This window comes from Vibrio sp. 10N.261.54.A5 (assembly GCF_041471145.1).
Lineage (GTDB): Bacteria > Pseudomonadota > Gammaproteobacteria > Enterobacterales > Vibrionaceae > Vibrio > Vibrio crassostreae_C.
Genome location: NZ_JBFRNU010000058.1, coordinates 75,919 through 100,789 on the forward strand (window position 1 = coordinate 75,919; position 24,871 = coordinate 100,789).

A 24,871-nucleotide genomic window follows, 5' to 3' on the forward strand; every position below is an offset into this window, starting at 1 on the left:
CCTGAAGTTATTAGTCATTTGCTAATGTTTGATTTTCCAAAACTCATTTCTGTCCAAAAGTTTGTTATACACATCCACTATACGGTGATCCCTACACCACACTCACCACCAAAAAAAGCGCAGACCTTTCGATCTGCGCTTGTGGTTATTGTCCCGATAACACTGTTTAAATCGTTTTCAATTAACCCACGTTTTTACGTGCGTTTTGGAACATACGCATCCAAGCGCCATTCTCGCCCCAACCTTCCGGAGACCAAGAGTTTGCAACCGTACGGAATACACGCTCTGGGTGAGGCATCATAATTGTCACGCGGCCGTCAGTCGTTGTTAAACCTGTGATAGCGTTTGGCGAACCATTCGGGTTATTCGGGTATTGCTGCGTTTGGTTACCGTTGTTATCAACGTAACGTAGAGCAACCGTACCTGAGTTTTCAATCGCGTTTAGGTGGTCGTTATCACGTACTTCTACGCGGCCTTCACCGTGAGAAACAGCGATTGGCATACGAGAACCTTCCATGCCGTTGAAGAATACAGAATCTGACTTCTGAACTTCTACTAGGCTGAAACGTGCTTCAAAGCGCTCAGATTCGTTGCGAACGAAACGTGGCCAGTACTCCGCACCTGGGATAAGTTCACGTAGATTCGACAGCATCTGACAACCGTTACACACACCTAGAGAGAAGGTATCTTCACGCTTGAAGAAGTTTTCAAACTGGTCACGAGTAGAGTCATTAAACAAAACCGACTTCGCCCAACCTTCACCAGCACCTAGTACATCACCGTAAGAGAAGCCACCACATGCCACAAGGCCGTTGTATTCTTCTAGTACCGCTTGACCTGTTAGGATGTCGCTCATGTGAATATCAGTTGCTTCGAAGCCTGCACGGTCGAATGCTGCTGCCATTTCAACGTGAGAGTTAACACCCTGCTCACGTAGAATCGCCATCTTAGGCTTAGCACCTGTGTTGATGAACGGTGCTGCGATGTCTTCGTTTACGTCAAAGCTCAGTTTCACGTTCAGACCTGGGTCCGAGTTGTCTTTCTTCGCTTCATGTTCTTGGTCAGCACATACTGGGTTATCACGCAGACCTTGCATCTTGTGCGTTGTCTCAGCCCAGATAGTACGTAGTTCAGTACGGTTACGTTCAATCACTACAGACTCGCCAGACTTAATCACTAGTTCATCTGATGCTTCCCCTTCACCAACAACGCTGCCAATCACATGAGAACATGCTTCTAGACCGTTAGCTGCAAGAGTAGAAAGTACTGCGTCTAGGTCGTCGTTACGGACTTGGATTACTGCACCTAGCTCTTCGTTGAACAGTGCTGCTAGCGTGTCTTCACCTAACGCTTCAATGTTTGCATTAACACCACAGTGACCTGCGAATGCCATTTCTGCTAGCGTTACGAATAGACCACCATCGCCTTTATCGTGGTAAGCGACAACTTGGTCGTTCGCTACAAGTGCTTGAACGCCTTCGTAGAAACCTTTTAGTTGCGCTGCGTTGTCTACGTCTGCTGGCTTGTCACCAAGCTGCTTGTAAACCTGTGCAAGTGCTGTTGCACCCATACGGTTTTTGCCGTTACCTAGGTCGATAAGAACTAGGCTTGTATTACCTAGTCCTTCAAGGTTATCAGGGGTGCGAAGCTGAGGAGTAATCGTCTTACGAACATCTTCAACACGTGCAAACGCAGTGATAACAAGAGATAGCGGAGACGTTACTTCTTTCTGCTCGCCATTCTCTTCCCACTTAGTCTTCATCGACATTGAGTCTTTACCCACTGGGATAGTTAGACCCAGAGCTGGACATAGTTCTTCACCAACCGCTTTAACCGCTTCGTAAAGACCTGCATCTTCACCTGGGTGACCTGCTGGAGACATCCAGTTAGCCGACAGTTTAATGTGTTTGATATCGCCGATGTTGGTCGCTGCGATGTTAGTAATTGCTTCACCAACCGCTAGACGAGCCGATGCGCCGAAGTCTAGAAGTGCCACTGGCGTACGCTCACCAAGAGACATAGCCTCACCGTGGTAAGAGTCGTAGCTTGCCGCTGTTACTGCGCAGTTAGCAACAGGAACCTGCCATGGACCAACCATTTGGTCACGAGCTACAAGGCCTGTTACCGAGCGGTCACCGATGGTGATAAGGAATGTTTTCTCAGCGACTGTTGGCAAGCGAAGAACACGGTCAACCGCTTCGTTCATCTCGATGCCAGAACGGTCAATCGCAGGGTTGTTAGCTTTTAGCGTTTTCGCGTCACGGTGCATCTTAGGTGTTTTACCTAATAGGATGTCCATTGGCATGTCGATTGGCGTGTTGTCGAAGTGTGAATCTTCTAATTTCAGATCACGTTCTTCAGTTGCTTTACCAACCACTGCGTACGGTGCACGTTCACGCTTACAAATCGCGTCGAACGTTGCCATGTCTTTATCAGCAACCGCCATTACATAACGCTCTTGAGATTCGTTACACCAGATCTCAAGTGGGCTCATGCCCGGCTCATCGTTTGGCACGTCACGTAGATTAAAGATACCGCCACGCTCGCCATCGTCGACTAGCTCAGGAAGAGCATTCGAGATACCGCCCGCGCCCACATCGTGGATAAATGCGATTGGGTTCGCATCACCAAGCTGCCAACAACGGTCGATAACTTCCTGACAACGACGCTCCATCTCTGGGTTTTCACGTTGTACAGAAGCGAAATCAAGATCTTCAGAAGAAGAACCAGAATCCATTGAAGATGCCGCACCGCCGCCAAGGCCGATGTTCATCGCAGGACCACCTAGAACGATTAGGCTTGCACCTACCGGGATCTCTTTCTTCTGAACGTGCTCATCACGGATGTTGCCAAGACCACCAGCTAGCATGATTGGTTTGTGGTAACCACGCACTTCTTCACCTGCGTGAGAGTTTACTTTCTCTTCGTAAGTACGGAAGTAGCCAAGTAGGTTTGGACGACCAAATTCGTTGTTGAATGCCGCGCCACCAAGAGGACCTTCAAGCATGATATCCAGAGCAGTAACGATACGGCTTGGCTTACCAAAGTCAGTTTCCCAAGGTTGAACGAAGTTCGGGATCTTAAGGTTAGATACAGAGAAAGCAACAAGACCCGCTTTTGGCTTACCACCAATACCGGTTGCGCCTTCATCACGGATTTCACCGCCTGAACCTGTCGATGCGCCTGGCCACGGTGAGATTGCCGTTGGGTGGTTGTGCGTTTCAACTTTCATCAAGATGTGTGTTTTTTCTTGGTGGTAGCTGTACTGGCGAGTTTCTGGATCTGGGAAGAAACGACCAACTTCAGAACCTGTCATTACCGCTGCGTTATCTTTATAAGCAGACAGAACATGTTCTGGTGTCGTTTCAAAGGTGTTCTTAATCATCTTGAACAATGATTTTTCTTGCTTAACGCCATCGATAGTCCAATCAGCGTTAAAAATCTTATGACGACAGTGCTCTGAGTTCGCTTGTGCAAACATCATTAGCTCGATGTCCGTCGGGTTACGACCTAGCTTCTCAGTGAAGCTTTCAAGAAGGTAATCAATCTCATCTTCTGCAAGTGCAAGACCTAGGGTAACGTTTGCTTTTTCAAGCGCTTTACGTCCACCAGTTAGTAGGTCAACTTCCGCATAAGGAGCAGGCTCAGCAACGGTAAATAGTGCCGCCGCTGATTCGAAGTCAGTGAAAACCACTTCCATCATACGGTCGTGCAGGATTGCTTTCAGCTCAACAAGTTGAAGTTCAGAAAGTTCAGAAGAGGTTTCAATGTAGAAAGCAGTACCGCGCTCTAGACGTGACACTTTAGCCAGTCCGCAGTTGTGTGCGATATCTGTTGATTTTGAAGACCAAGGCGAGATAGTGCCTGGGCGTGGCGTTGCAAGCAGCAGTAAACCTTCAGGTTCATGCTCTTCAATCGTTGGACCGTAAGTCAGTAGCTTTTCTAGCTTCTCAACTTCAGACTCATCTAGGTCTGCCGTTAGATCAGCAAAGTGGGCAAACTCAGCGTAAATACCTGTTACAGGTAAGCTTAATTCACGACAAAGCTCTAAAAGCTTGTTAACACGAAACTCAGATAGAGCTGGGGAGCCACGCAAAATTCTCATGTGCTTACGTCTCTTATGCAGTTGATTAAGGTAGTATTGGAATAAATTCAGTGGGTTAAAGGAAAAACCTAACTGTTTTCTTCGAAGCTATTCCCGAAGGTTTAAAAACCTATGCCGATCCCACCTCTTCAATGCGAGCGCATTATAAAGCATTTCTTTTTGTGACGTAACACCAAAAGCAACCGTTTGCGTGATTTTTTTTATCTTTCTGCGTAAATGGTACTTTTGCTGCATTTATCACCACTTTTACAACTGTTTAATTAAACCTGCTTTGCCAGCCTTGCGGGGTTTGGTATAAAGGAGCTTCCACTTTTCGAGATTTCATTTTGATGCCTAAATTTACGCTCATCTTTTCGTCTAAGTTCCTTCTGCTCGCCATCGCCCTATTTGGGTTGGCTGGATGCCAGATTGAATCTGAACCTAAAAGTGTCCTTGAGCAGATACGAGATCGTGGCGTTCTTCGTGTCGGCACCCTAAATAACCAACTCTCTTATTACATCGGTCCTGATGGTCCTGCTGGCTTGGATTACGAATTAGCTCGTGAATTTGCGCAGGAGCTTGGTGTAAAGCTTGAGGTTAAACCCGCTTACCGTTTGTCTGGCTTGTTCCCTGCACTGCAGAAAGGCGAAATCGATCTTATCGCGACCGGCTTAACGCAAAACAACAAACTGACACGAGCTTATCGCGCCGCACCTGCTTATTACTACGTAAGCCAACAGGTCGTATACAAAAAAGGCCAGTGGCGACCGAGAAACCTTGAACAACTGATCAATTTCGAGAATGAGCGTCAGGTTGACTTTGTTAAAGCACAAACTGAATCAGAAGAGGCGGCGTCTACTGACACATTAACGCCATCTTTGGTTGTGGTGAAAGACTCACACTTTGAACCAACACTCAAACTGCTGCAGAAAACGCACGATGACTTCATCTATGACGCGGTTGGCAATGCTGATATCAACGACCTGCTCAAAGAAGTATCGACTGGCGAGCGCTTATTTACGGTTGCGGACTCAATTGAGCTGTCACTGGCACAACGTTTATACCCAGACGTAGCTTTGGCTTTTGAACTGACAGAAGACCAACCTATCTCTTGGTATTTGCAGAAGTCTGAAGATGAAAGCCTTTATGCTCTGTTGATTGAGTTCTTCGGTAACCTAAAACAGTCTGGTGAACTGGCTTCACTAGAAGAGAAATACATCGGCCACATCGGCACTTTTGACTACGTTGATACTCGTGCCTTTATCCGCGCACTGGACAGCAAGTTGCCAAAATGGTCGCCGCTATTTCAAAGGTACTCTCAAGAATTTGATTGGCGCTTGATTGCCGCTTTGGCCTACCAAGAATCACACTGGAACCCTGTTGCGCGCTCACCAACGGGTGTTCGTGGCATGATGATGTTGACACTGCCCACCGCGAAGAGTGTTGGGGTAACCAACCGTCTCGACCCGAACCAGTCGGTACAAGGCGGTGTTGAGTACCTGCGTCGTATCGTGAACCGAGTACCAGATTCAATCACTCAACACGAAAAGATCTGGTTTGCACTTGCTTCATACAATGTCGGTTACGGGCACATGATGGACGCGCGTCGCCTCACGAAGGCACAAGGTGGCGATCCCGATGCTTGGGGCGATGTGAAAGACAGACTGCCTCTGTTAAGACAGAAGAAGTACTACAGCCAAACTCGATATGGGTATGCGCGTGGTGATGAAGCGAGAAACTACGTTGAAAACATTCGCCGTTATTACCAAAGCATTATTGGCCATGTAAATAAGCGCAATAAAGAACAAGAAGCGACCCTTGAAGGTTTGGTGGTGATCCCACCTTTAGAAACCTCAGGTGCTGAATCGAGTATCAGCGCAGCTCAGTCGACAGTAAGCAGTTCTGAGCCTTCACAGTAAAACCCAAAAGAGCAATGCCATCTAGCATTGCTCTTTTTTATTGTCTTTTTTCGACTCTTCTTTCGACTCTTCTTTCGTCACTAAGGGATAAGGGAAGCAGGCAAGAAAATGATGATGAGATCTAGAGTGTCATATTGCAGTAACAATCGAACCTTATAACGGCACACCACAATCAAGATTATGCTCTGTTGCACTGCAATGCTGGCTTTAGACTAGAACTGCTCTTCTATTTAAGCCAAGCGTGCGACAGGCCAAACAAACGAATAACACTATAATTAAATCGTTAGTCCAAACTAAAAAGTCAGACGACAAATAGGAAATCATTGAAATGATGAAGAAACTGAAATCGAAACGCCTTGATAAGACCGTTGCTGCAAACCGTCGTAAGCGTATGCTTTCAAATAATAAGAAGAAGATCATTTGGCGCAATCGCGCTTTCATGCAGATGATTGCTGAGTAAATGTAGTTACTCAGTCAGTTTGCTTGGCACTCTTGCGATAGAGAGTGCCGAAAGTACGCTGCTATTTCTTATTGCCAGCCTTCATCTCTGCTTCTAAACGCTGCTCTTCCAACAGACGTTCTTGCTTTCGCTTCTCTTTTATCTCTTTTCTACGACGCTTGAAAAACGCTTGTAATTGCTCACGGCACTCTTCCTCTAACAAACCATGTTCAACGTCGGCATAGTGGTATGAGGCTTGGCTTTCAAACAAGTTCAATACTGTACCTGCAGCGCCCGCTTTTAAGTCTGGAGCACCAAACACAATGCGCTTTACTCGGCTGTGTAGCAAGGCACCTGCGCACATTGGGCAAGGCTCTAGCGTGACATATAAAGTGGTATCGAGTAGCCGATAGTTTTCTAAGGTTTGACCGGCTTTACGCAAGGTTTCAATTTCTGCGTGTGCCGTTGCATCGTGGCTGCCAATCGAACGGTTCCATCCTTCAGAGATAATCTGCCCATCTTTCACTAATACCGCACCCACTGGAACCTCTCCCTCGCTCTCTGCTTGCTTAGCTACCTCAATGGCGCGTCGCATGAAGATTTCATCTTGAGGGGTGAATTGATGGTCTGACAAAGGGAACTCCAGAAAACAAAGGATAAAAACGAAAATAGGTATGCGGTGAAGCATACCTAATCTTCGTGATAATGAACAATAAAGAGGTTAAGACAACAAGAGACAATGAACCATTGCAGCTTGCTGGTTGGTCGAACTGTTAGCTATTAGCGTCTTCTGTGTCACCGGCTATTGGCGTCGCTTTGATACTCACAATACGGTTATTCTCAACAGAGATAATTTCAAACTGCCACTGCTGGTATTGAACAACTTCGCCTGCATCCGGTAAGCGCCCTATTAACCAAGTCACAAGGCCATTCAACGTTTGGAAGCTCTCGCTTTCGCCCTCAAAATCCGATAGCTCTAAACGGTTCTTCAGTTCACTGATAGGAATCAATCCATCCACCAACAAACCGTCTTCCACTTGCTCGGTCCAAAGATCGTTCGGATTATTCGATAGCTCGCCAGCAATCGCCTCAAGAATATCGTAATGAGTCACAAGACCTTGAACATCGCCATACTCGTCGACAATGAATGCCATCTCGGTGCCCGACTCTTTAAAGTAGCCAAGTAGACGCAGAGCTTTCATCGATTCTGGAACATAGATCGGCGAGCGAGACAGCCCCATGATCACTTGAATGCTTAGATTGCCCGCCTGATTCAGCAAGGCTTTGGCTGACACTGTACCCACCACTTTATTGAGGTGATCTTGGCACAATGGAAACACACTGTGTTTTGATGAACGCAGTTTCTTTAATATCTGCTCAACGGGTTGGTCGACATCCAGAAAGTCGATGTCTCGACGCGGAGTCATCAATGAGCTCACAAGACGATCATCAAGCTGCAAGATATTACGAATCATCTCTTGTTCGCCGCGTTCAATCACACCCGATTCTGAGCCCTCTTTCACAAGTGCATGGATATCATCTTCGGTAACGCTATCTTCTTCACCGCCTCGGCCCATCAACTTAAGAATACCTTCCGTTGAAGCCGACAACGCAAACACAAACGGCGTCGCGATTTTAGATAACCAGAAGATTGGCAGCGCGACTAACACAGCAATGTTTTCAGCTTGAGACTGAGCAAAACGCTTTGGTACCAACTCACCGACAACGATGGCGAAATAAGTAATACCCACCACCACAACCGCAGTAGACAAGATATTTGCTTGTGTTGGGTCTAATCCCCACAGTTCAAGTTGAACGGCCAGTGGAGCCGATAGCGTCGCCTCACCCACAATACCGCTGAGTAGGCCGATTACCGTGATACCGATTTGGATTGTAGAGAGGAAGCGGGTTGGGTTTTCTTTGAGATCAAGAGCAACCTGAGCGGAGCGGTGTTTTTCGGCCAAGCGTTTCAGCCGACTATTTTTTGCTGCTACCAATGCAATCTCAGACATGGCAAACAGACCATTTAAAACAATTAACCCTACTAAAAGCAGAATTTTCATGTGGCTTGGATTTCCTAAATTTACCGGCCAACAATTAGCCGTAATCCGGAGTATAAGCTGAGTGCCTTTATTTTGAATATAAAAAGTTTTGGATATAGAAAGTTTTGGATATAAAAACCTTGGATATAAAAAACGGAAAAAATAGCGAAAAAAAGCCCGCACATTTCGGTGCGGGCTTAGCAATGAATAAAGCTTAGTTTTGCTTAGTTCAATCTTACATTGTGTAAGTGTAAGGTGCTTGGATACCTAGTGGGATACCAAGAGCCCAGTAAGCTAGCAAGAAGATAGACCAACCGATTAACATCGCAATCGAGAATGGCATCATTAGAGAAGCTAGAGTACCGATACCTGTCGACTTAACGTAGCGCTGACAGTAAACAACAACCAGTGGGAAGAACACCATTAGTGGAGAGATGATGTTAGACACTGAGTCACCTACACGGTAAGCCGCTTGAGATAGCTCAGGAGAGATACCCACAACCATTAGCATTGGAACTAGGATAGGACCAATCAGTGCCCACTTAGCTGAAGCAGAACCAACAAGAAGGTTAACTGCAGCCGTTAGTAGAATCATACCAACAACCGTTGCTTCACCTGGAAGGTCCATCGCTTTCAAGCCTTCAGCACCGTAAAGTGCCAGCATAGTACCGATGTTTGATTGAGCGAATGCAGATAGGAACTGAGCACAGAAGAACGACATTACAATGTATGCGCCCATCGTTGCCATCGTCTCAGACATTGCTTTGATAACATCATTACTATTCTTGAATGTACCCGCTACACGGCCGTAGACGATACCCGGAATAATAAACAGGATGAAGATCAGAGGAACGATAGACTTCATTACTGGTGCTGAGAACGCCGTTAATTCGCCTTCAGGTGAACGAAGTGCTGAGTTTTCAGGCATTAGAGCCGCGATAAGCAGACCAATACCGGCAACCATTGCCCAACCAGCGAATTTGAATGCTTTAGATTCAATGGCTGTGAACGTACCTAGATCAGGTGCTTGTTCTGCATCTTCATCTACAGGCGTATTAGCAAGACGAGGCTCGATAATTTTCTCTGTAACGTACCAACCAATTGCCACAATTAGAATTGAAGACAAACCAGTAAAGAAGATGTTCGCTAGAGGGTTGATCACATATGCAGGGTCAAGAACGTTTGCCGCTGTTTGAGTGAAACCAGCTAGTAGCGGATCAATACCTGAAGGGATAAAGTTCGCTGAGAAACCACCTGATACACCAGCAAACGCTGCTGCAATACCCGCTAGAGGGTGACGACCCGCAGCGTGGAAGATGATACCGCCAAGAGGGATTACTAGAACGTAACCTGCATCAGCTGCTGTGTGAGACACGATAGCAACCAAGATTAGCATCGGCGTTAGTAGCTTAGCTGGCGTGAAGTTAAGCATCTTCTTAAGGCCAGTCGTAATGAAGCCTGAAGAGTCTGCAACGCCAACACCTAGCATAGCAACAAGTACGATGCCTAGAGGTGCGAAGCCTGTGAACGTGGTAACCATATTCGCTAGGAAGCTAGCAAGCGCTTCACCAGTTAGTAGGTTGTTTACTTCAAGAGCAGCACCCGTTTGAGGGTTGATTAAGTCGAATGAAAGATTCGATAAAAGTGCAGATGCTACCCATACAATAACTAGAGCCCAGAAGAACAGGATTGCTGGATCTGGAATTTTGTTGCCGGCGCGTTCAATGAAGTTTAGAAAGCGGTCCATTCCACTGATCTTCTCAGTCGATGGTGCTTTTTTTACGGCTTGGTTACTCATGGTAACTCCATATGTGATGTTGTTTTGTTTAGGCCTAATATAAGTTTTGACCACGGCCTATTGGTACAGCACATATTCTATTAAAGTCGTTGTTAAAAAGCACAAGATTCCACCTAATTTTCCATAAATGGAGACATATTTTGCAAAAATACCATACAACCACAACAATATAAAAACATAAAAAACACCATTCCATATACAGAGTTTTAACTAGCACGTAAACAATGTCCGAGGAGTGAAAATTATCAGTAAAAGGGGTAGCATGAGCCTTGGCATGCAGTAAACGTTTGCTTGAGGGTCAATCAAACTCACTGTATTTGGAAATCATAGTATGTAATTCGATAACTCGATTACTACCAAACCGGTCTTCCCATGAGCTTGTTATCTGAACGGTCTTCAGCGCTCCAGATAAACTGTTCGTCACTGTCCAATTAAGTTGATATTTAACATGCGAATGATCCATACCATCAACAATATCCGTAGCAAAATCCGCAGGCGTTATACTCGATAAAGCGGCAGATGCACCACGAGTTCTAAACCATTCCAGCTTATTTTCAGCCAAATGCAGAGCTTCTACACTATGAATAGCAAAGTCAGATTTTTGCTCAACATACGTTTGTAATTTAATTAGCCCTAGAGAACCAACACCGATCAACAAAAACGAAATAAGCACTTCGATTAGGCTAAAACCTTTCTGTTTACAAATCATTCCATGAACCTTTTTGCCATTGAATTTGCGTAAATTCTTTTCTTGAATTATCGACCACATCTTTATTAAATCTAAAATCCAGTGAATCAAAGAACACAGCGGCTTGGTTCGGTGCATCAAAGTACTGTCCGCCAGATACCGTAAATGCACCGTGTTGATAGTAAGAGGTGATAGTTCGGTAGCTTTCTTCAATAACACTCGGGACATGATTCAGATGAATATTGGCATCATAAGACACCCAATCGGCAGGGGTAGGTGAATAATCAACATTAAGGTGAAATAGTACACCTTTAAGATGATTTGAAGTCGCCCCTGTAGAAGGTTTTCCCATAACAGACATCAGCCCATCATGAATTAAAATTGTAACTCCATTAGTTGAGGCTGTAGCATCAACTAAATCATTGTATTGCGCTTTAGTGATTTCACAGCCTCCTTCAACCCATAAATGATGATTGCCTGCATTAATCAGTGTTGCCAGAACTTGCCCACAATTAGCTAGTATTTTGGGTGTCCCACTCCCATTAATCACCGAAAATGTCCCTTCATCTCTTATATCGTTATGCTTTTCAACTGGAACACCGAAAAAAGACTCAAAAGGTTGTACGCTTGAATCTAAGACAAAATCATTGCCATCTCCATTGGACAAATGATCATTACCTGTAACATTAGAGCAATCAGCCCCTGATGGATTTTGAAAACCGGCATATGGAGGTACACCATGTACCACCCCTTTATTATCCATAGATGAATAGTGATAGCGGCTACGATATCGAAGCGCAACACACTCCCAACCATCACTACTTAAAACACCAGGATCTGGTGTTGAAAATGTGGTACTTGAATGAAAATAAACATCGGCACTCGACTGTATAGCACCAGAACTAAGTGAACCTCCAAATACGATATTTTTCTTCAAATGAGAATGCCCACTCGCAGACGATATTTGATAACCTGTTAGAATTGCATTGAAAACAGGGGTGACTTGATTCTTCATTGAGCACACTGTAATTGTAGGAGGAAGATTCCCTTCATTTTTAAACTGAGTGAAACCACACTCTAGACCACCTTCAGCCTCCCATTGCTGCTTGCGCGCTTCGACCTCATTTTGAGATCTTTTTATTTGATAAAAAACTGAACGATAACTACCAAAAGTCAACATTAACGCCGTAACTAGTAATACACTTGTTGTAAGTAAAACAACCGCACCTTGTTGATTTTTATTCATCGCCAATTCCTATTTTTTACAATCACACTTGATGAATAATTAACGGACGTATCTCCTACTAATTCAGCAGAAATAGTAATGGTTGCCATGCCTGAACTAACACCTTGAGCTTCAACACTTGATTGATTGACATTGAAATCAATCACTCGTATTTGATTCGGCTCAAAAATTGAAGAACATCCACTAGTAGCCGCTGATACCGTTTTTACGATACTGGAGGGACTATCACAAACTTTGACTAAGCCGGAATCAAATACAAAAGCAACATTTCGAATCTCTGATTGATGAGCGTATGCAAAGGCGACAACTTTGGAGTCTGGCGAGATATATAAGGTATTTGTGGCTCCTGATAATTTTAGAGACATACCTGTCCCTCCATCGTAGCCTGCTCGCTGGATATCCTCTTTAAAGTATTGAAGAGTGCCTGAAACTTGTTGTAATAATAGTAATTCTTTACTTCTCTCGGATGCGATGTTTTGTCCCGATATAAATACCGACCCCACACTTCCAATAACTACAATTCCCAAAATAGAAGAGATCATTAATTCGACTAATGTTGCACCGAATTGCTGCCTCTTAAGTGCAGGTCTGATAACCATAAAAGTCTCCTCCCACACCACAGATTCTCATTCTTCCAGAAGTACTATATGTTATAAGCTTTAAAGGCTTAGAGTTCATATCAAATAAGAGATGCCCATCTTTAGCTTTACCGTTTACTCCACTAAATTTAATTTGTTCAGAACTGTAGTTAACGGTGAAATCTACGTTTCGAAATGAAGCACCTTCCAGTGTAAGAATTGCCGTACCAGTATTCGGAATATCGAATTCGGTCAATTCAATTTTCCAATCACCGGTGTCATTTGAATTACCATTCATTAAGAAATGAGCCCAAAGATCAGTATTTCTCATAACTGCCTCAGATTTTGCCTGCATCATAAAACCATTCAGCTCGGTAGCTAGCCGTTGCATTTTCACTGTTTCCGAGACCGAACTAAAACTTGGAGCGGCAACTGCCAATAATATAGAGAGCACTGATATGGTTATGAGTAGCTCTAAGAAGGTAAACCCGCGAGACATTTCCCAAATTCCTATGTAAACCGATACGTAACCGTATTTAATCTTGCAAGGATGCTACCACCGAAGAAAAATAGGCTGAATATAGAGAAGGAACTACTCGTGATGATTCGAAAAAATAAATGTAACAACAACAACTTAAGTAACAAAGGGATGACATTGATCGAACTATTGATCGCAGTGGCTCTTATTGGAGTACTAACCGCTATTGCCTACCCAAGCTATACCGAGCATGTAATAAAATCCCATAGAACAGCAGCATTAGCTGATATGGCAAAAATCCAACTCACGCTTGAGCAGTCTTACAATGGTGTATATAGCTGGGGAAGTATTGTTTCAGGAGGGGCTTGTACTATGTGTGAATCACCAAGTGATCGCTATGTATTTTCTGTCGCAAGTTCAAGCAGCATGGCATATATAATAACTGCCACGGCACAGTCAACTAAGGGGCAAAGTGGTGACTCTTGCTTAGGCACTCCCAAAACAATGACGCTAAAATCTTCAGGTGAAGAATCCCCTGCAGATTGCTGGAACTAGTAGAAATTAATGCCCTTGGTTTGATTAAAGAATGACTAGGCATATACATGGCTGCATTTTTTAACTAAACGAGATGATCAAAAAAGCCTGCACACTGGCAGGCTTTAAAATTTTCAAATCACTATCAATTACTTAGTTAGGTCATCGAAGAAGTTTTTAACACCGCTGAAGAAACCTTCAGACTTTGGCTTATGCTTGCTTGCCGCTTCACCACCACAGGTTTCTTCGAATTCACGCAGTAATTCTTTCTGGCGAGCGCTTAGCTTAACTGGAGTCTCAACCACTAGCTTAACGATTAGATCACCCACACCGCCACCACGAACGCCTTTCACGCCCTTGCCACGCATACGGAACATACGGCCCGTTTGTGTCTCTTCTGGTACCTTAAGGTTTACACGACCATCCAGTGTTGGAACTTCAACTTCACCGCCTAGAGCAGCCATAGAGAAGCTTACTGGTACTTCGCAGTAAAGGTTATTGCCGTCACGTTCGAAGATGTTGTGCTCTTTTACGTGTACTTGTACGTACAGATCGCCAGCTGGAGCGCCTTGCTCTCCCGCTTCGCCTTCGCCTGATAGACGAATACGATCGCCAGTATCAACACCAGCAGGGATCTTAACGTTAAGTGTTTTCGTCTTCTGTTTGCGACCTTGACCATGACATGAGTTACATGGGTCTTTGATGATCTTGCCTTTACCGTTACAAGTAGGACAAGTCTGTTGAACCGCAAAGAAACCTTGGCGCATTTGTACTTGGCCGTGGCCATGACAAGTGCCACACGTTTGTGCAGAAGAACCCGCTTTCGCGCCGCTGCCGTCACAAGTATCACACTCTACAAGTGTTGGTACTTCGATTTCTTTAGAAACACCACGAACCGCTTCTTCTAGAGAAAGTTCCATGTTGTAACGTAGATCTGAACCACGTTGTGCACGCTGTTGACCGCCACCACGACGACCGCCGCCGAAGATGTCGCCAAATACGTCACCGAAGATATCGCCGAAGTCACCTTGGCCACCGCCGCCGAAACCACCGCCGCCGCCCATGCCACCTTGTTCAAAGGCTGCATGACCGTATTGGTCGTAAGCTGCTTTCTTTTGAGAATCGGTTAGGATCTCGTACGCTACTTTTACTTCTTTAAACTTATCTGCTGCGGTCTCATCACCCTGGTTACGGTCCGGGTGGAATTTCATCGCTAAGCGTTTGTACGCTTTTTTAATATCGCGCTCTGATGCATCGCGGCTTACGCCTAATACTTCGTAAAAATCACGTTTTGACATGTTCTAGGTCACCAAAATAATTGCTACTACCGAATGATCACTTCAGTAGTCTGTGTATCAATCTAGATAAAAGTTCTGCCGGCTGAAATGCCGAATAAAGCTATTATCTAGATCGACAAGTCTAAATACAAATTTACGGGCGTGAGAGTTACCTCTGACGCCCGCAATAATAAGTCTTTGAGACAAATTTCTAAGCAGATAGCTTGAGTCCTAAGTGGAAGCGCGGAGCCTACGTTAGTAGGTGGACACTTCCGATAACGAAATCAGGCTACTCTGCGACGAAATTATTTTTTGTCTTCTTTAACTTCTTCAAACTCAGCGTCTACAACATCGTCGTCTTGCTTAGGTTGTTCACCAGCGTCAGCACCAGCTTGTTCAGCTTGAGCTTTCTGTTGAGCAATTTCCATTAGCTTTTGAGCTGCTTGCATAAGTTCTTGAACTTTAGCGTCGATAGCTTCTTTATCGTTACCAGACTTAACTTCTTCTAGTGCAGTGATAGCCGCTTCGATTTTAGCTTTCTCGTCTGCAGGTAAAGCTTCACCAGCTTCTTCTACTTGCTTCTTAGTGCCGTGAATCATTTGGTCAGCTTGGTTACGTGCAGTTACTAGCTCTTCGAACTTTTTGTCCGCTTCTTTGTTAGCTTCTGCTTCTTGTACCATTGCTTCGATCTCTTCCTCAGACAGGCCGCCTGATGCTTGGATAGTGATCTTCTGCTCTTTACCTGTTGCTTTATCTTTAGCAGATACGTTCAGGATACCATCAGCATCTAGGTCGAATGTTACTTCGATTTGTGGCATGCCACGTGGTGCTGGTTGGATACCTTCTAGGTTAAACTGACCAAGAGACTTGTTGTAAGTCGCTTGCTTACGCTCACCTTGAAGAACGTGGATAGTTACTGCGTTTTGGTTGTCTTCAGCTGTAGAGAACACTTGATCCGCTTTAGTAGGGATAGTTGTGTTTTTCTCGATAAGCTTAGTCATCACGCCGCCCATCGTTTCGATACCGAAAGATAGAGGAGTAACGTCTAGTAGTAGAACGTCTTTAACGTCACCCGCTAGTACACCACCTTGAACAGCAGCACCCATTGCAACAGCTTCGTCAGGGTTCACGTCTTTACGTGGCTCTTTACCGAAGAATTCAGTTACTTTAGCTTGAACCATAGGCATACGAGTTTGACCACCAACTAGGATAACGTCAGTGATTTCGCCTACAGATAGGTCAGCATCCGCTAGAGCAACTTTTAGTGGCTCAAGAGAACGTTGAACTAGGTCTTCAACTAGAGACTCAAGCTTCGCACGAGTCACTTTGATGTTCATGTGCTTAGGACCAGTCGCATCAGCAGTAACGTAAGGTAGGTTTACGTCAGTTTGAGTAGTAGAAGAAAGCTCGATTTTCGCTTTTTCTGCTGCTTCTTTAACACGCTGCATTGCTAGTGGATCAGCTTTAAGGTCGATACCTTGCTCTTTCTTGAACTCATCTACTAGGTAGTTGATCATGCGGTTATCGAAATCTTCACCACCAAGGTGAGTGTCACCGTTAGTTGAAAGAACTTCGAAAGTCTTCTCGCCTTCTACTTCATCGATTTCGATGATAGAGATATCGAATGTACCACCACCAAGGTCGTATACAGCGATAGTGCGATCACCACCTTGCTTGTCTAGGCCGTAAGCTAGAGCAGCAGCAGTTGGTTCGTTGATGATACGTTTAACATCTAGACCAGCGATACGGCCAGCATCTTTCGTTGCTTGACGTTGAGCATCGTTGAAGTAAGCAGGAACAGTTACTACTGCGCCAGTTACTTCTTCGCCTAGGAAGTCTTCAGCTGTTTTCTTCATTTTCTTAAGAACTTCAGCAGATACTTGAGGAGCAGCCATTTTTTGGCCTTGCGCTTCAACCCATGCATCACCGTTGTCAGCCTTAACAATGTTGAAAGGCATGATTTCGATATCGCGTTGAACTTCTTCATCTTCAAAACGACGACCGATTAGACGCTTAATTGCGTATAGCGTGTTTTGAGGGTTAGTAACTGCTTGACGTTTCGCAGGTTGACCAACTAGCGTCTCGCCGTCAGTGTATGCGATTACCGATGCTGTTGTGCGTTCGCCTTCAGCATTTTCTAGTACGCGTGGTTTGTCGCCGTCTAAAACAGCAACACAAGAGTTAGTAGTACCTAAATCAATACCAATGATTCGACCCATCAGGCTATCTCCGAAATATAATCTATATTAGTTTTTTGCTATACCCACATATGTGGGGGGCGGTAATCAGGGATTCAACCCTAATACACAAAATTTAAGTGCAAATGTAATTTGCTTTCGTATGCACCATAGATAAGGGCTGCAAACTGGTTTTCAAGGGAATAAGTAAAAAAAATCTATTTTTTCCCGTATCTTTTTACATAAAGGTAAAAAGTGACCGATCCCTTGCCAATTAAGGCTCCAATGTTGAGAAACTCTCGCATTTGTCGCCACATTGAAACCTCAACCCTATTCCAGATGCCATAAAAAAAGACCTTCATGTGGAAGGTCTTTTTCAAATAGATATTAATCAGTTAAATATTGTTCAAATGGTGACTGATTCAGCCATATTATTGGTTGAGCACTAACTGGTAGAAGCTCGCTTGAGTGTAATCACCCGCTTCCATACCACGCCATTCACAGGCTGAGCTCGACTTCTTAGTGTTGCATTGATTGTATGCGCCCGCCTTGAAGTACATCCAGTCCTGTCCATAACCAAGGTCGATATCATGCCCCTGATACTTACCCTTAGCCAAATCAACATCATACGTCTTCACAATAGGATCGGCTGAGTTTGGATTCTTAGTAAAGGTTAAGTGCATGATGTTATCTTTGATATTCACATCGTATGAGAACACTTCACCTAGCTTGATGCCATCAGCAGGGTCCGAGCTGCCTTTTTTCAGATTGTATTGACCAAATACATCATGGCGAATGTCTTTACGAAGTTTCTTTCCGTTTTCATCCTTCGCGTTTTTCATCTCTGTCGGCGGGTTTAACTCATAGTTCCACGTTAACGAACCATGCTCATGTTCTGGCAACTTGCGGTAAACAATTTTCAGTGGCTCATTGTCCGAGCCGTGAATTTGCCCGATGACGACTGAAAATGCGCCTGTTTTATTGTAGTTACCACTGGTACTCACCTGATCGACAGAAAGCGTCGCCGTCATCTGGCCACCGATAGAGCCAAACTCTTCCGCGTTCTTATGGCTTGAAATCGCGAAATTGTTGCTCGGCGCAGAGTAGCTATCCGCTAGCATCGCTCTTAGCTCACTACGCGTGTTTTTACTGTTTGGCGTCGTTGGAGCTGTATTCGGAGCCACAAACACCATCGCACCAGACTCGGCATCCGTGTAGAACCATTTAGGGTGAACGTAAGGCGTGTCTACATTCGACAGTTCCTTTTTACCAATCTCCAGCGTTTTACCTTTTCTAGACCCTTCAGTCGTCAGCTCCGGTAAGTTAATTTTCCATTTAGATAAATCGAAGTTTTGTGCTGGTGCTTTTGCAGGGTCAAGATTGAACTGTTGACCAATATCGTGATTAGAAGCAAGAGCGGGAGCGGCTAAAAGGCTGGCAGTCAGTAGGCTAAGGTAAGACAGCTTCATTATTGGGTTTCCTTTATGTCGTCATAATGTAGGTTGTCAGAACAATAAAATAATATTGTATTATTATATGTGATCTATATTAAAGATTGAAAACTGATGGCCAATTCGGCACGAGTAAAAAGAAAAAATGAGACTTAACACCAATCAGAGATCTTTTTAGCCAAGTTATCAGATAGCCCAAAGCACTTATCATCAGAAACAAAAAAGCCCCGCTCTCATTGAGCGGGGCTTCTAATTATCGAATCTTAATTAAGAATTAAGCTTCTGCTTTCTTTAGCTCAGCTTCTTCGTTAGCTTCAACGCCAATTTCGTTTTCAGATTTAGCAACGATAGTGTTCACCGCTGTATCACCGACTACATTTGAAGAGGTACAGAACATGTCACAGATACGGTCAACAGCAGCAACAATCGCTAGACCTTCTGGTGGTAAACCTAGTTGGTGCAATAGAACACCTACCATCACAACACCGCCACCAGGAACACCACCAGCACCGATAGACAGTAGCAGGATAGTTAGACCTAGAGTGAAGATATCAGCAGTGTTGATTGGCTGACCAAATGCGTTTGCTACGAACATAGTCGCTAGTGCGATGTAGATAGATACACCAGACATGTTCATTGTTGCACCTAGTGGTACACCGAAACCCGCTACTGACTTAGATACGTTTAGTTTGTCAGTTAGAGTACGCATTGTTACTGGGATTGTTGCATTCGAACTTGCTGTAGATAGTGAGAATAGAACTTGCTCACGCGTTGCACGTAGGAACTGCTTTGGAGAAATACCAGTGAATGAACCAACCATCATTGGGTAGAAGAAGAAAATCCAGAACACAAGCATTGCAACCACAAGCGCCACATAGCCAGCAACTGACATTAGCGTGTCTGCATCCAGTGTTGCGCCTAGTTGAATCATCAGAGCAAATACACCGTATGGCGCCAAGCTCATTACTAGGCCGATAAGCTTCATCATGATTTCGTTAGCCATCTTGAATGTCTTGATAGCTGGGCCACCACGAGAATCAAGCGCTTGAATAGCAAGGCCTGTCAAAATTGCCATGAAGATGATTTGTAGCATGTCGCCGCTTGCGAACGCTTCTACAGGGTTGCTAGGAACGATGTTAACAACAAGAGAGAAGATGTCTGGTGTTTCAGTTGTTGTAAGCGCAATTGTCTCAGAAACCGTACCCGCCAGATTCGCACCTGCACCTGGTTGGAAAATAAGACCAATCGTTAGCGCTGCTGAAATCGCGATGATGGTGTTAATAATGTAAAGACCAAAGGTTTTACCACCAAGACGACCAAATGAACGAATATCTTTTAGCTCAACAATACCGCAAACAATAGATACGTATACAAGAGGAACTACAAGCAATTTGATAAGTGATACGAACATACCACCAGCACCTTCGGCAGCGCCAAGTAGATACGTATCAAAAATAGCAATACCGCTGAATAGGTACTGAATAGCAGTACCAATAAGTAGACCGGCGAACAAGCCTACAAAAATTTTACTTGAGAGCGATTTATCCATCGTTCTTCTCCAGTTTGTTGTGTTTGAAATTTGTGCTTTTATAGTTATATATGCGACCAAAATCGCTATATGGCAGTGGATTTTACATACAAAGATAACAATTAAAAGTATTTATTTACAAAAACACCACAAATGTGACATCAAAACATTTACTCAATCACAACAAGTTTCATAACACAAAACTCTAAATCGCTGATCTGAATGAAATAAAAAGAACGACATTCTTAATGCGGTTTTGATGCTTATTTACGTGGACTCTCAAGTTATAGGCACAAAAAAAGAGAGGCCTATGCCTCTCTTTTTATTTTACGCAAACCAGTGATTTATTTTGTCGCTGCGACTGACTCAGTCAATACGCCAGTCAATCACTTGGCAACGTAATTCGTCATTACTTAGCAACCATAACCATCGCTGGGCGAACCACACGACCGTTTAGTTCGTAGCCTTTTTGCATCACAAACATAACTGTGTTTGATTCGTGATCTGGGCTTTCTTGAATAGACATTGCTTGGTGGAATTCAGGGTTGAACGCTTCACCTTCAGGGTTGATCTCTTTAAGACCAAACTTAGCAACTGTGTCTACGAACGTTTTGTGCGTTAGTTCAACACCTTCATACAGTGGCTTAACCACTTCGTTTTCAGCGTCTGCTGCTTGCATTGCACGCTCTAGGTTGTCGATTACAGGAAGCAGACCTTCAGCAAACTTGTTCAAAGCGAATTTACGCGCTTTATCAATTTCTTGTTCGCTACGGCGACGCATGTTTTCAACTTCAGCTTTCGCGCGAAGAACAGAATCTTGCTGCTCTTTCACTTTAGATTCACTAGAAAGCAGTGCAGCTTCCAGTTGAGCGATTTTTGCTTCCTGCTCATCAGCAGCGTCTTCATTCAGTTCAGCTTCTTCAACTTTCTCAGCTTCAGCGATGATCTGATCTAGCTCTGCTTCGGTTACTTTGTTTTCTTCGTTGCTCATGATATCTCCAGAATTCGTTTTCAATGCAAGTGACAGGCGTGTTTGCGCCCCAAATTGATATAAAACACTCGCATAGACGTTCAACTTGCCTTTATTATGGGGATGAAGAATTTTGATTCAAGCCTAATTCGTTTGGAAACGTTATGAAAAAGCCATTTGAAGTCATCGCCATTATCGGTAAACCTCGAGATCAGCAAGCAATTCAGACTCATAGAGAGCTCTATCAGTGGTTAAGTGCTGAGGGTTATCAAGTGTTTGTTGATGACAGACTCGCCACTATTTTGGACGACATCCCAAAAGAACATTTTTCTAGCCTGATTGAATTAGGTAAACGCGCCGATCTCGCTATTGTGGTCGGTGGTGACGGAAATATGCTCGGTGCCGCTAGAATCTTGTCACGTTTCGACATTTCAGTGATTGGTGTTAACCGAGGTAATCTTGGTTTCCTAACCGATCTCAACCCTGAAAACTTCCAGAGCGCGTTGACTGATGTTCTCAAAGGCGAGTTCATGGAAGAAGAGCGCTTCTTACTTGAAACGGAAATTCATCGTCACGGCCAGATAAAAAGCCACAATGCGGCACTTAATGAGGCAGTACTGCACCCCGGACAAGTGGCGCACATGATCGAGTTCGAAGTGTATATCGATGATAGCTTCGCCTTCTCACAGCGCTCTGATGGCTTAATCGTCTCAACACCGACAGGTTCTACCGCCTACTCGCTTTCCGGCGGCGGCCCTATCCTGTCATCAAGCCTAAATGCTATCTCACTCGTGCCAATGTTCCCGCATACCCTTTCAAGCCGCCCATTAGTGGTGGATGGCAAGCGTCGTATTAAGCTTATCGTATCGCCTGATAACCGTGGAACTCAGGAGGTGAGCTGCGATGGTCAAATCTCACTGCCTGTTTCTCCTGGTGATGAGATCCACATTTACCAAAGCCCGAATGTACTTAAGTTGATCCATCCTAAAGACTACAACTACTACCATGTTCTACGTAACAAACTAGGTTGGTCGAGTAAGCTGTTCTAAAAGAATAAACGCTCCAGTGGTAACCGAAAATTTGAAAGGCTGACGACATTCGTCAGCCTTTTTATTGCCAGTAAAAGCCCGTCGGCTCTAGCTTCTCTGCAGTTCCTTATACCTCCACTCCCAAGAGGGAGGAACGACTGAGTTGGGAATCTATAGCGGTTTCAGTGATCTACGAACAACCTCAATTCTGATAACGGTCGCAAAAAATTTTCACCTGTCGACTTTACTGTATAAAGAAACAGTATATACTGAGCTTATATACAGTATTGTTCAGTTATACAGGTAAATAAAAATGCTGGCTCATTTAAGTGTTAATAATTTCGCTATTGTTAAGTCTTTACAGCTAGAACTATCTAAAGGCATGACAACAATCACCGGGGAAACTGGTGCGGGTAAATCTATCGCTATCGATGCTTTAGGCTTATGTCTTGGGGGAAGATCCGATGCAGGAATGGTTCGACAAGGTGAAGAAAAAACCGAAGTCAGTGCCGCTTTTTTACTTGAGAACAATCTGCATGCAACCCGCTGGTTAGAAGACAACGAACTACTTGATGGCAGTGAGTGCATCCTGCGCAGAACCATCTCAAAAGAAGGTCGTTCTCGTGCATTCATCAACGGTAGCCCTGTCCCTCTTTCGCAATTGAAATCACTTGGACAACTGTTGATCAACATCCATGGTCAACACGCGCATCACCAGTTGATGAAAAGCGATTATCAAATGGCCATGCTTGATCAATACGCAGGCCACTTGAACCTATTGAAATCGACACGTAATGCTTACCAAGCATGGCGACAAGCGGATAACCACTTAAAAGAGTTACGTGAGAATAGCCAGCAAAACCAAGCTCAAAAACAACTTCTTGAATACCAAATCAAAGAGTTAAATGAGCTGTCTATTGGGGAGGAAGAATATGAAGACCTCGAACAAGAGCATAAGCGCCTCTCCAATAGCGGAGAACTGGCCACAACCTGTCAGCAAGCTATCGAGCTTATTTATGAAGGCGAAGAAGTTAATGCGCTTGGTATTCTGCAATCGGCCAATAACTCCTTAATTCAGTTAGCTGAGCTAGATGAAAGATTAGCCGAGTTACCAAACTTGCTTTCCGAAGCCATTATTCAGATTGAAGAAACCAACAACGAGTTAAGAACATACCTAGACAGCATTGATGTTGATCCCGGTCGTATGGCTTACGTTGAGGAGCGTTTCTCTAAAGTGATGTCGATGTCTCGTAAACACCACGTGTTACCTGAAGAGCTGTATAAGCACCATCAAGACTTACTACAACAAGTTGAAGCGCTTGATTGCTCTGATGAAAAATTAGAAGAACTGGCAAACGAGGTGGAAAACCAATACCAATCGTTCGTTGCTAAATCAGAGAAGCTTCATAAATCTCGAACTCGTTACGCAAAAGAGCTCAACAAGCTGATCACGCAAAGCATGCACGAACTGAGCATGGAAAAAGCGCAGTTTGCCATTGAAGTGAACAACACCAACACACACCCTTCTCCATTGGGTATGGATAACGTGACCTTCATTGTTTCGACCAACCCAGGCCAACCGATGCAGCCGATTGCGAAAGTGGCCTCTGGTGGTGAGTTATCACGAATCTCATTAGCGATTCAGGTGATCACAGCGCAAAAAGTGGATACACCAAGCCTGATTTTCGATGAAGTCGATGTGGGTATCAGTGGACCAACCGCTGCGGTTGTCGGAAAAATGCTACGTAAGCTGGGCGAATCGACACAAGTTATGTGCGTGACTCACTTACCTCAAGTTGCCGGTTGCGGTCACCAACAACTTTTTGTAGCGAAGAACACGAAATCAGGTAAAACCGAGACTCAAATGCACACGCTTGATGAGCAACAACGCGTTTCAGAGCTTGCTCGACTGCTTGGTGGCAGCCAGATTACCGAATCGACGCTTGCCAATGCAAAAGAGTTATTAATCGCAGCATAGGTTACATATTCAGCAACTTTCTGATAATTTACCGAAAATTCTTGGCAATTTTGCAACTTAATTCAAAATTGCCAGTCATAACAAGCTCAAAGCGCAAGGAGCTTTTTACTTCTTGCTGGAGCTTGTTTATTATCAGGCAGTATTTTAGCGAAGAAAGATCTCAAACTATGCGAATTAAAAAGTGGTTAGTTGCAGTTCCACTTGCACTAACAATGTTGACCGGTTGCTCTCTATTAGAGAAGTTGGTTTATCGAATTGACATCAATCAGGGTAACTATGTTGAACAGGAAGCTGTCGATCAGCTCAAGTTTGGCATGACAAAAACACAAGTTCGTTACGTTATGGGCTCACCTATGCTTATCGAAAATGGCTACCCAGATACGTGGTACTACATTTACCACCACACAAAAGGCCATGAAGACTCGATTCAAAAAAATCTTGTTGTTAACTTTGATGCAACGGGCACCTTAGTGACGATCAATGGTGATTTTGAAGCCAGTGATGAATTCTTCGAAAGCCTTCGCTAGCTTTCAACTAACAAAGCTTTCCAGTCAAAAGCAAGAATCGCAAAAGCCTGCTCATATGAGCAGGCTTTTTAATATCTGCTAACAAATGAGACTGTAGACTGTATTGTCTAATACCAATCCGGAAAATTA

Annotated in this window: 19 protein-coding genes; 6 read left to right on the forward strand and 13 right to left on the reverse strand. The window is 44.3% G+C overall.

Annotation, left to right across the window (positions count from 1 at the left end; genetic code table 11):
- Nucleotides 1-181: 181 nt before the first annotated feature.
- On the reverse strand, nt 182-4,105 hold the full coding sequence (gene purL / locus AB4329_RS18175) for a phosphoribosylformylglycinamidine synthase (RefSeq protein WP_372138969.1): 3,924 nt from the start codon (nt 4,103-4,105) through the stop codon (nt 182-184).
- Between the two features lie 329 nt (nt 4,106-4,434).
- Between purL and mltF the strand changes: the two genes are divergently transcribed.
- Nucleotides 4,435-6,003 carry a membrane-bound lytic murein transglycosylase MltF gene (mltF, locus tag AB4329_RS18180; RefSeq protein ID WP_372138971.1) on the forward strand — a complete coding sequence of 523 codons (1,569 nt, stop codon included), beginning with the start codon at nt 4,435-4,437 and terminating at the stop codon, nt 6,001-6,003.
- Between the two features lie 328 nt (nt 6,004-6,331).
- The gene (locus tag AB4329_RS18185; protein ID WP_017059878.1) at nt 6,332-6,463 is read left to right on the forward strand and encodes a hypothetical protein; all 132 of its coding nucleotides are present in this window, start codon (nt 6,332-6,334) and stop codon (nt 6,461-6,463) included.
- Between the two features lie 61 nt (nt 6,464-6,524).
- Here the strand turns inward: AB4329_RS18185 and tadA are convergent, their stop codons facing one another.
- The 7 genes from tadA to AB4329_RS18220 all read right to left on the reverse strand — a co-directional run bounded on the left by tadA (nt 6,525) and on the right by AB4329_RS18220 (nt 13,293).
- Complete coding sequence (tadA, locus tag AB4329_RS18190) at nt 6,525-7,130, reverse strand: tRNA adenosine(34) deaminase TadA (protein WP_032545688.1); 606 nt, start codon at nt 7,128-7,130, stop codon at nt 6,525-6,527.
- An 85-nt stretch (nt 7,131-7,215) separates the two neighbouring features.
- A complete protein-coding gene (locus AB4329_RS18195) occupies nt 7,216-8,505 on the reverse strand; it encodes a hemolysin family protein (protein WP_017059876.1) in 1,290 nt (429 codons plus the stop codon).
- Nucleotides 8,506-8,719: 214 nt separating this feature from the next.
- Nucleotides 8,720-10,282 carry an AbgT family transporter gene (locus AB4329_RS18200; protein ID WP_017059875.1) on the reverse strand — a complete coding sequence of 521 codons (1,563 nt, stop codon included), beginning with the start codon at nt 10,280-10,282 and terminating at the stop codon, nt 8,720-8,722.
- Nucleotides 10,283-10,580: 298 nt separating this feature from the next.
- On the reverse strand, nt 10,581-10,991 hold the full coding sequence (locus AB4329_RS18205; protein WP_017087723.1) for a prepilin-type N-terminal cleavage/methylation domain-containing protein: 411 nt from the start codon (nt 10,989-10,991) through the stop codon (nt 10,581-10,583).
- Complete coding sequence (locus tag AB4329_RS18210) at nt 10,981-12,216, reverse strand: hypothetical protein (protein WP_136982762.1); 1,236 nt, start codon at nt 12,214-12,216, stop codon at nt 10,981-10,983. Before AB4329_RS18210 ends, AB4329_RS18205 begins: the two co-directional genes overlap by 11 nt.
- On the reverse strand, nt 12,213-12,815 hold the full coding sequence (locus AB4329_RS18215) for a PilW family protein (protein WP_136982761.1): 603 nt from the start codon (nt 12,813-12,815) through the stop codon (nt 12,213-12,215). Before AB4329_RS18215 ends, AB4329_RS18210 begins: the two co-directional genes overlap by 4 nt.
- Nucleotides 12,793-13,293 carry a GspH/FimT family pseudopilin gene (locus AB4329_RS18220; RefSeq protein WP_136982760.1) on the reverse strand — a complete coding sequence of 167 codons (501 nt, stop codon included), beginning with the start codon at nt 13,291-13,293 and terminating at the stop codon, nt 12,793-12,795. The genes AB4329_RS18215 and AB4329_RS18220 overlap by 23 nt, the downstream gene beginning before the upstream one ends.
- A gap of 102 nt (nt 13,294-13,395) precedes the next feature.
- Here AB4329_RS18220 and AB4329_RS18225 point away from each other — a divergent pair, with 102 nt between their 5' ends.
- Nucleotides 13,396-13,827 (forward strand): type IV pilin protein, encoded by a 432-nt coding sequence (locus tag AB4329_RS18225; protein ID WP_102497419.1) that lies wholly within the window; start codon nt 13,396-13,398, stop codon nt 13,825-13,827.
- Nucleotides 13,828-13,955: 128 nt separating this feature from the next.
- Here AB4329_RS18225 and dnaJ read toward each other — a convergent pair whose 3' ends face one another.
- From dnaJ to grpE, 5 genes are all read right to left on the reverse strand, one after another.
- Nucleotides 13,956-15,104 carry a molecular chaperone DnaJ gene (gene dnaJ / locus AB4329_RS18230; protein WP_017059869.1) on the reverse strand — a complete coding sequence of 383 codons (1,149 nt, stop codon included), beginning with the start codon at nt 15,102-15,104 and terminating at the stop codon, nt 13,956-13,958.
- A gap of 284 nt (nt 15,105-15,388) precedes the next feature.
- Nucleotides 15,389-17,302 (reverse strand): molecular chaperone DnaK, encoded by a 1,914-nt coding sequence (dnaK, locus tag AB4329_RS18235; RefSeq protein WP_017059868.1) that lies wholly within the window; start codon nt 17,300-17,302, stop codon nt 15,389-15,391.
- Nucleotides 17,303-17,691: 389 nt separating this feature from the next.
- Complete coding sequence (locus AB4329_RS18240) at nt 17,692-18,729, reverse strand: polysaccharide lyase family 7 protein (protein WP_017072010.1); 1,038 nt, start codon at nt 18,727-18,729, stop codon at nt 17,692-17,694.
- 256 nt (nt 18,730-18,985) lie between these two features.
- The gene (locus tag AB4329_RS18245; protein ID WP_017072011.1) at nt 18,986-20,260 is read right to left on the reverse strand and encodes a dicarboxylate/amino acid:cation symporter; all 1,275 of its coding nucleotides are present in this window, start codon (nt 20,258-20,260) and stop codon (nt 18,986-18,988) included.
- A gap of 388 nt (nt 20,261-20,648) precedes the next feature.
- Nucleotides 20,649-21,230: a nucleotide exchange factor GrpE gene (grpE, locus tag AB4329_RS18250; RefSeq protein ID WP_017069543.1), complete on the reverse strand. Its 582-nt coding sequence runs from the start codon at nt 21,228-21,230 to the stop codon at nt 20,649-20,651.
- 143 nt (nt 21,231-21,373) lie between these two features.
- On the opposite strand from grpE, the gene nadK reads away from it, so the two are divergent.
- The 3 genes from nadK to bamE all read left to right on the forward strand — a co-directional run bounded on the left by nadK (nt 21,374) and on the right by bamE (nt 24,742).
- Nucleotides 21,374-22,258: an NAD(+) kinase gene (gene nadK, locus AB4329_RS18255; RefSeq protein WP_017066747.1), complete on the forward strand. Its 885-nt coding sequence runs from the start codon at nt 21,374-21,376 to the stop codon at nt 22,256-22,258.
- 292 nt (nt 22,259-22,550) lie between these two features.
- Nucleotides 22,551-24,215: a DNA repair protein RecN gene (gene recN, locus AB4329_RS18260; protein WP_017059862.1), complete on the forward strand. Its 1,665-nt coding sequence runs from the start codon at nt 22,551-22,553 to the stop codon at nt 24,213-24,215.
- A gap of 167 nt (nt 24,216-24,382) precedes the next feature.
- Entirely contained in the window at nt 24,383-24,742 is a 360-nt protein-coding gene (gene bamE, locus AB4329_RS18265; RefSeq protein ID WP_010438918.1) for an outer membrane protein assembly factor BamE, read from the forward strand.
- Nucleotides 24,743-24,871 lie beyond the last annotated feature (129 nt).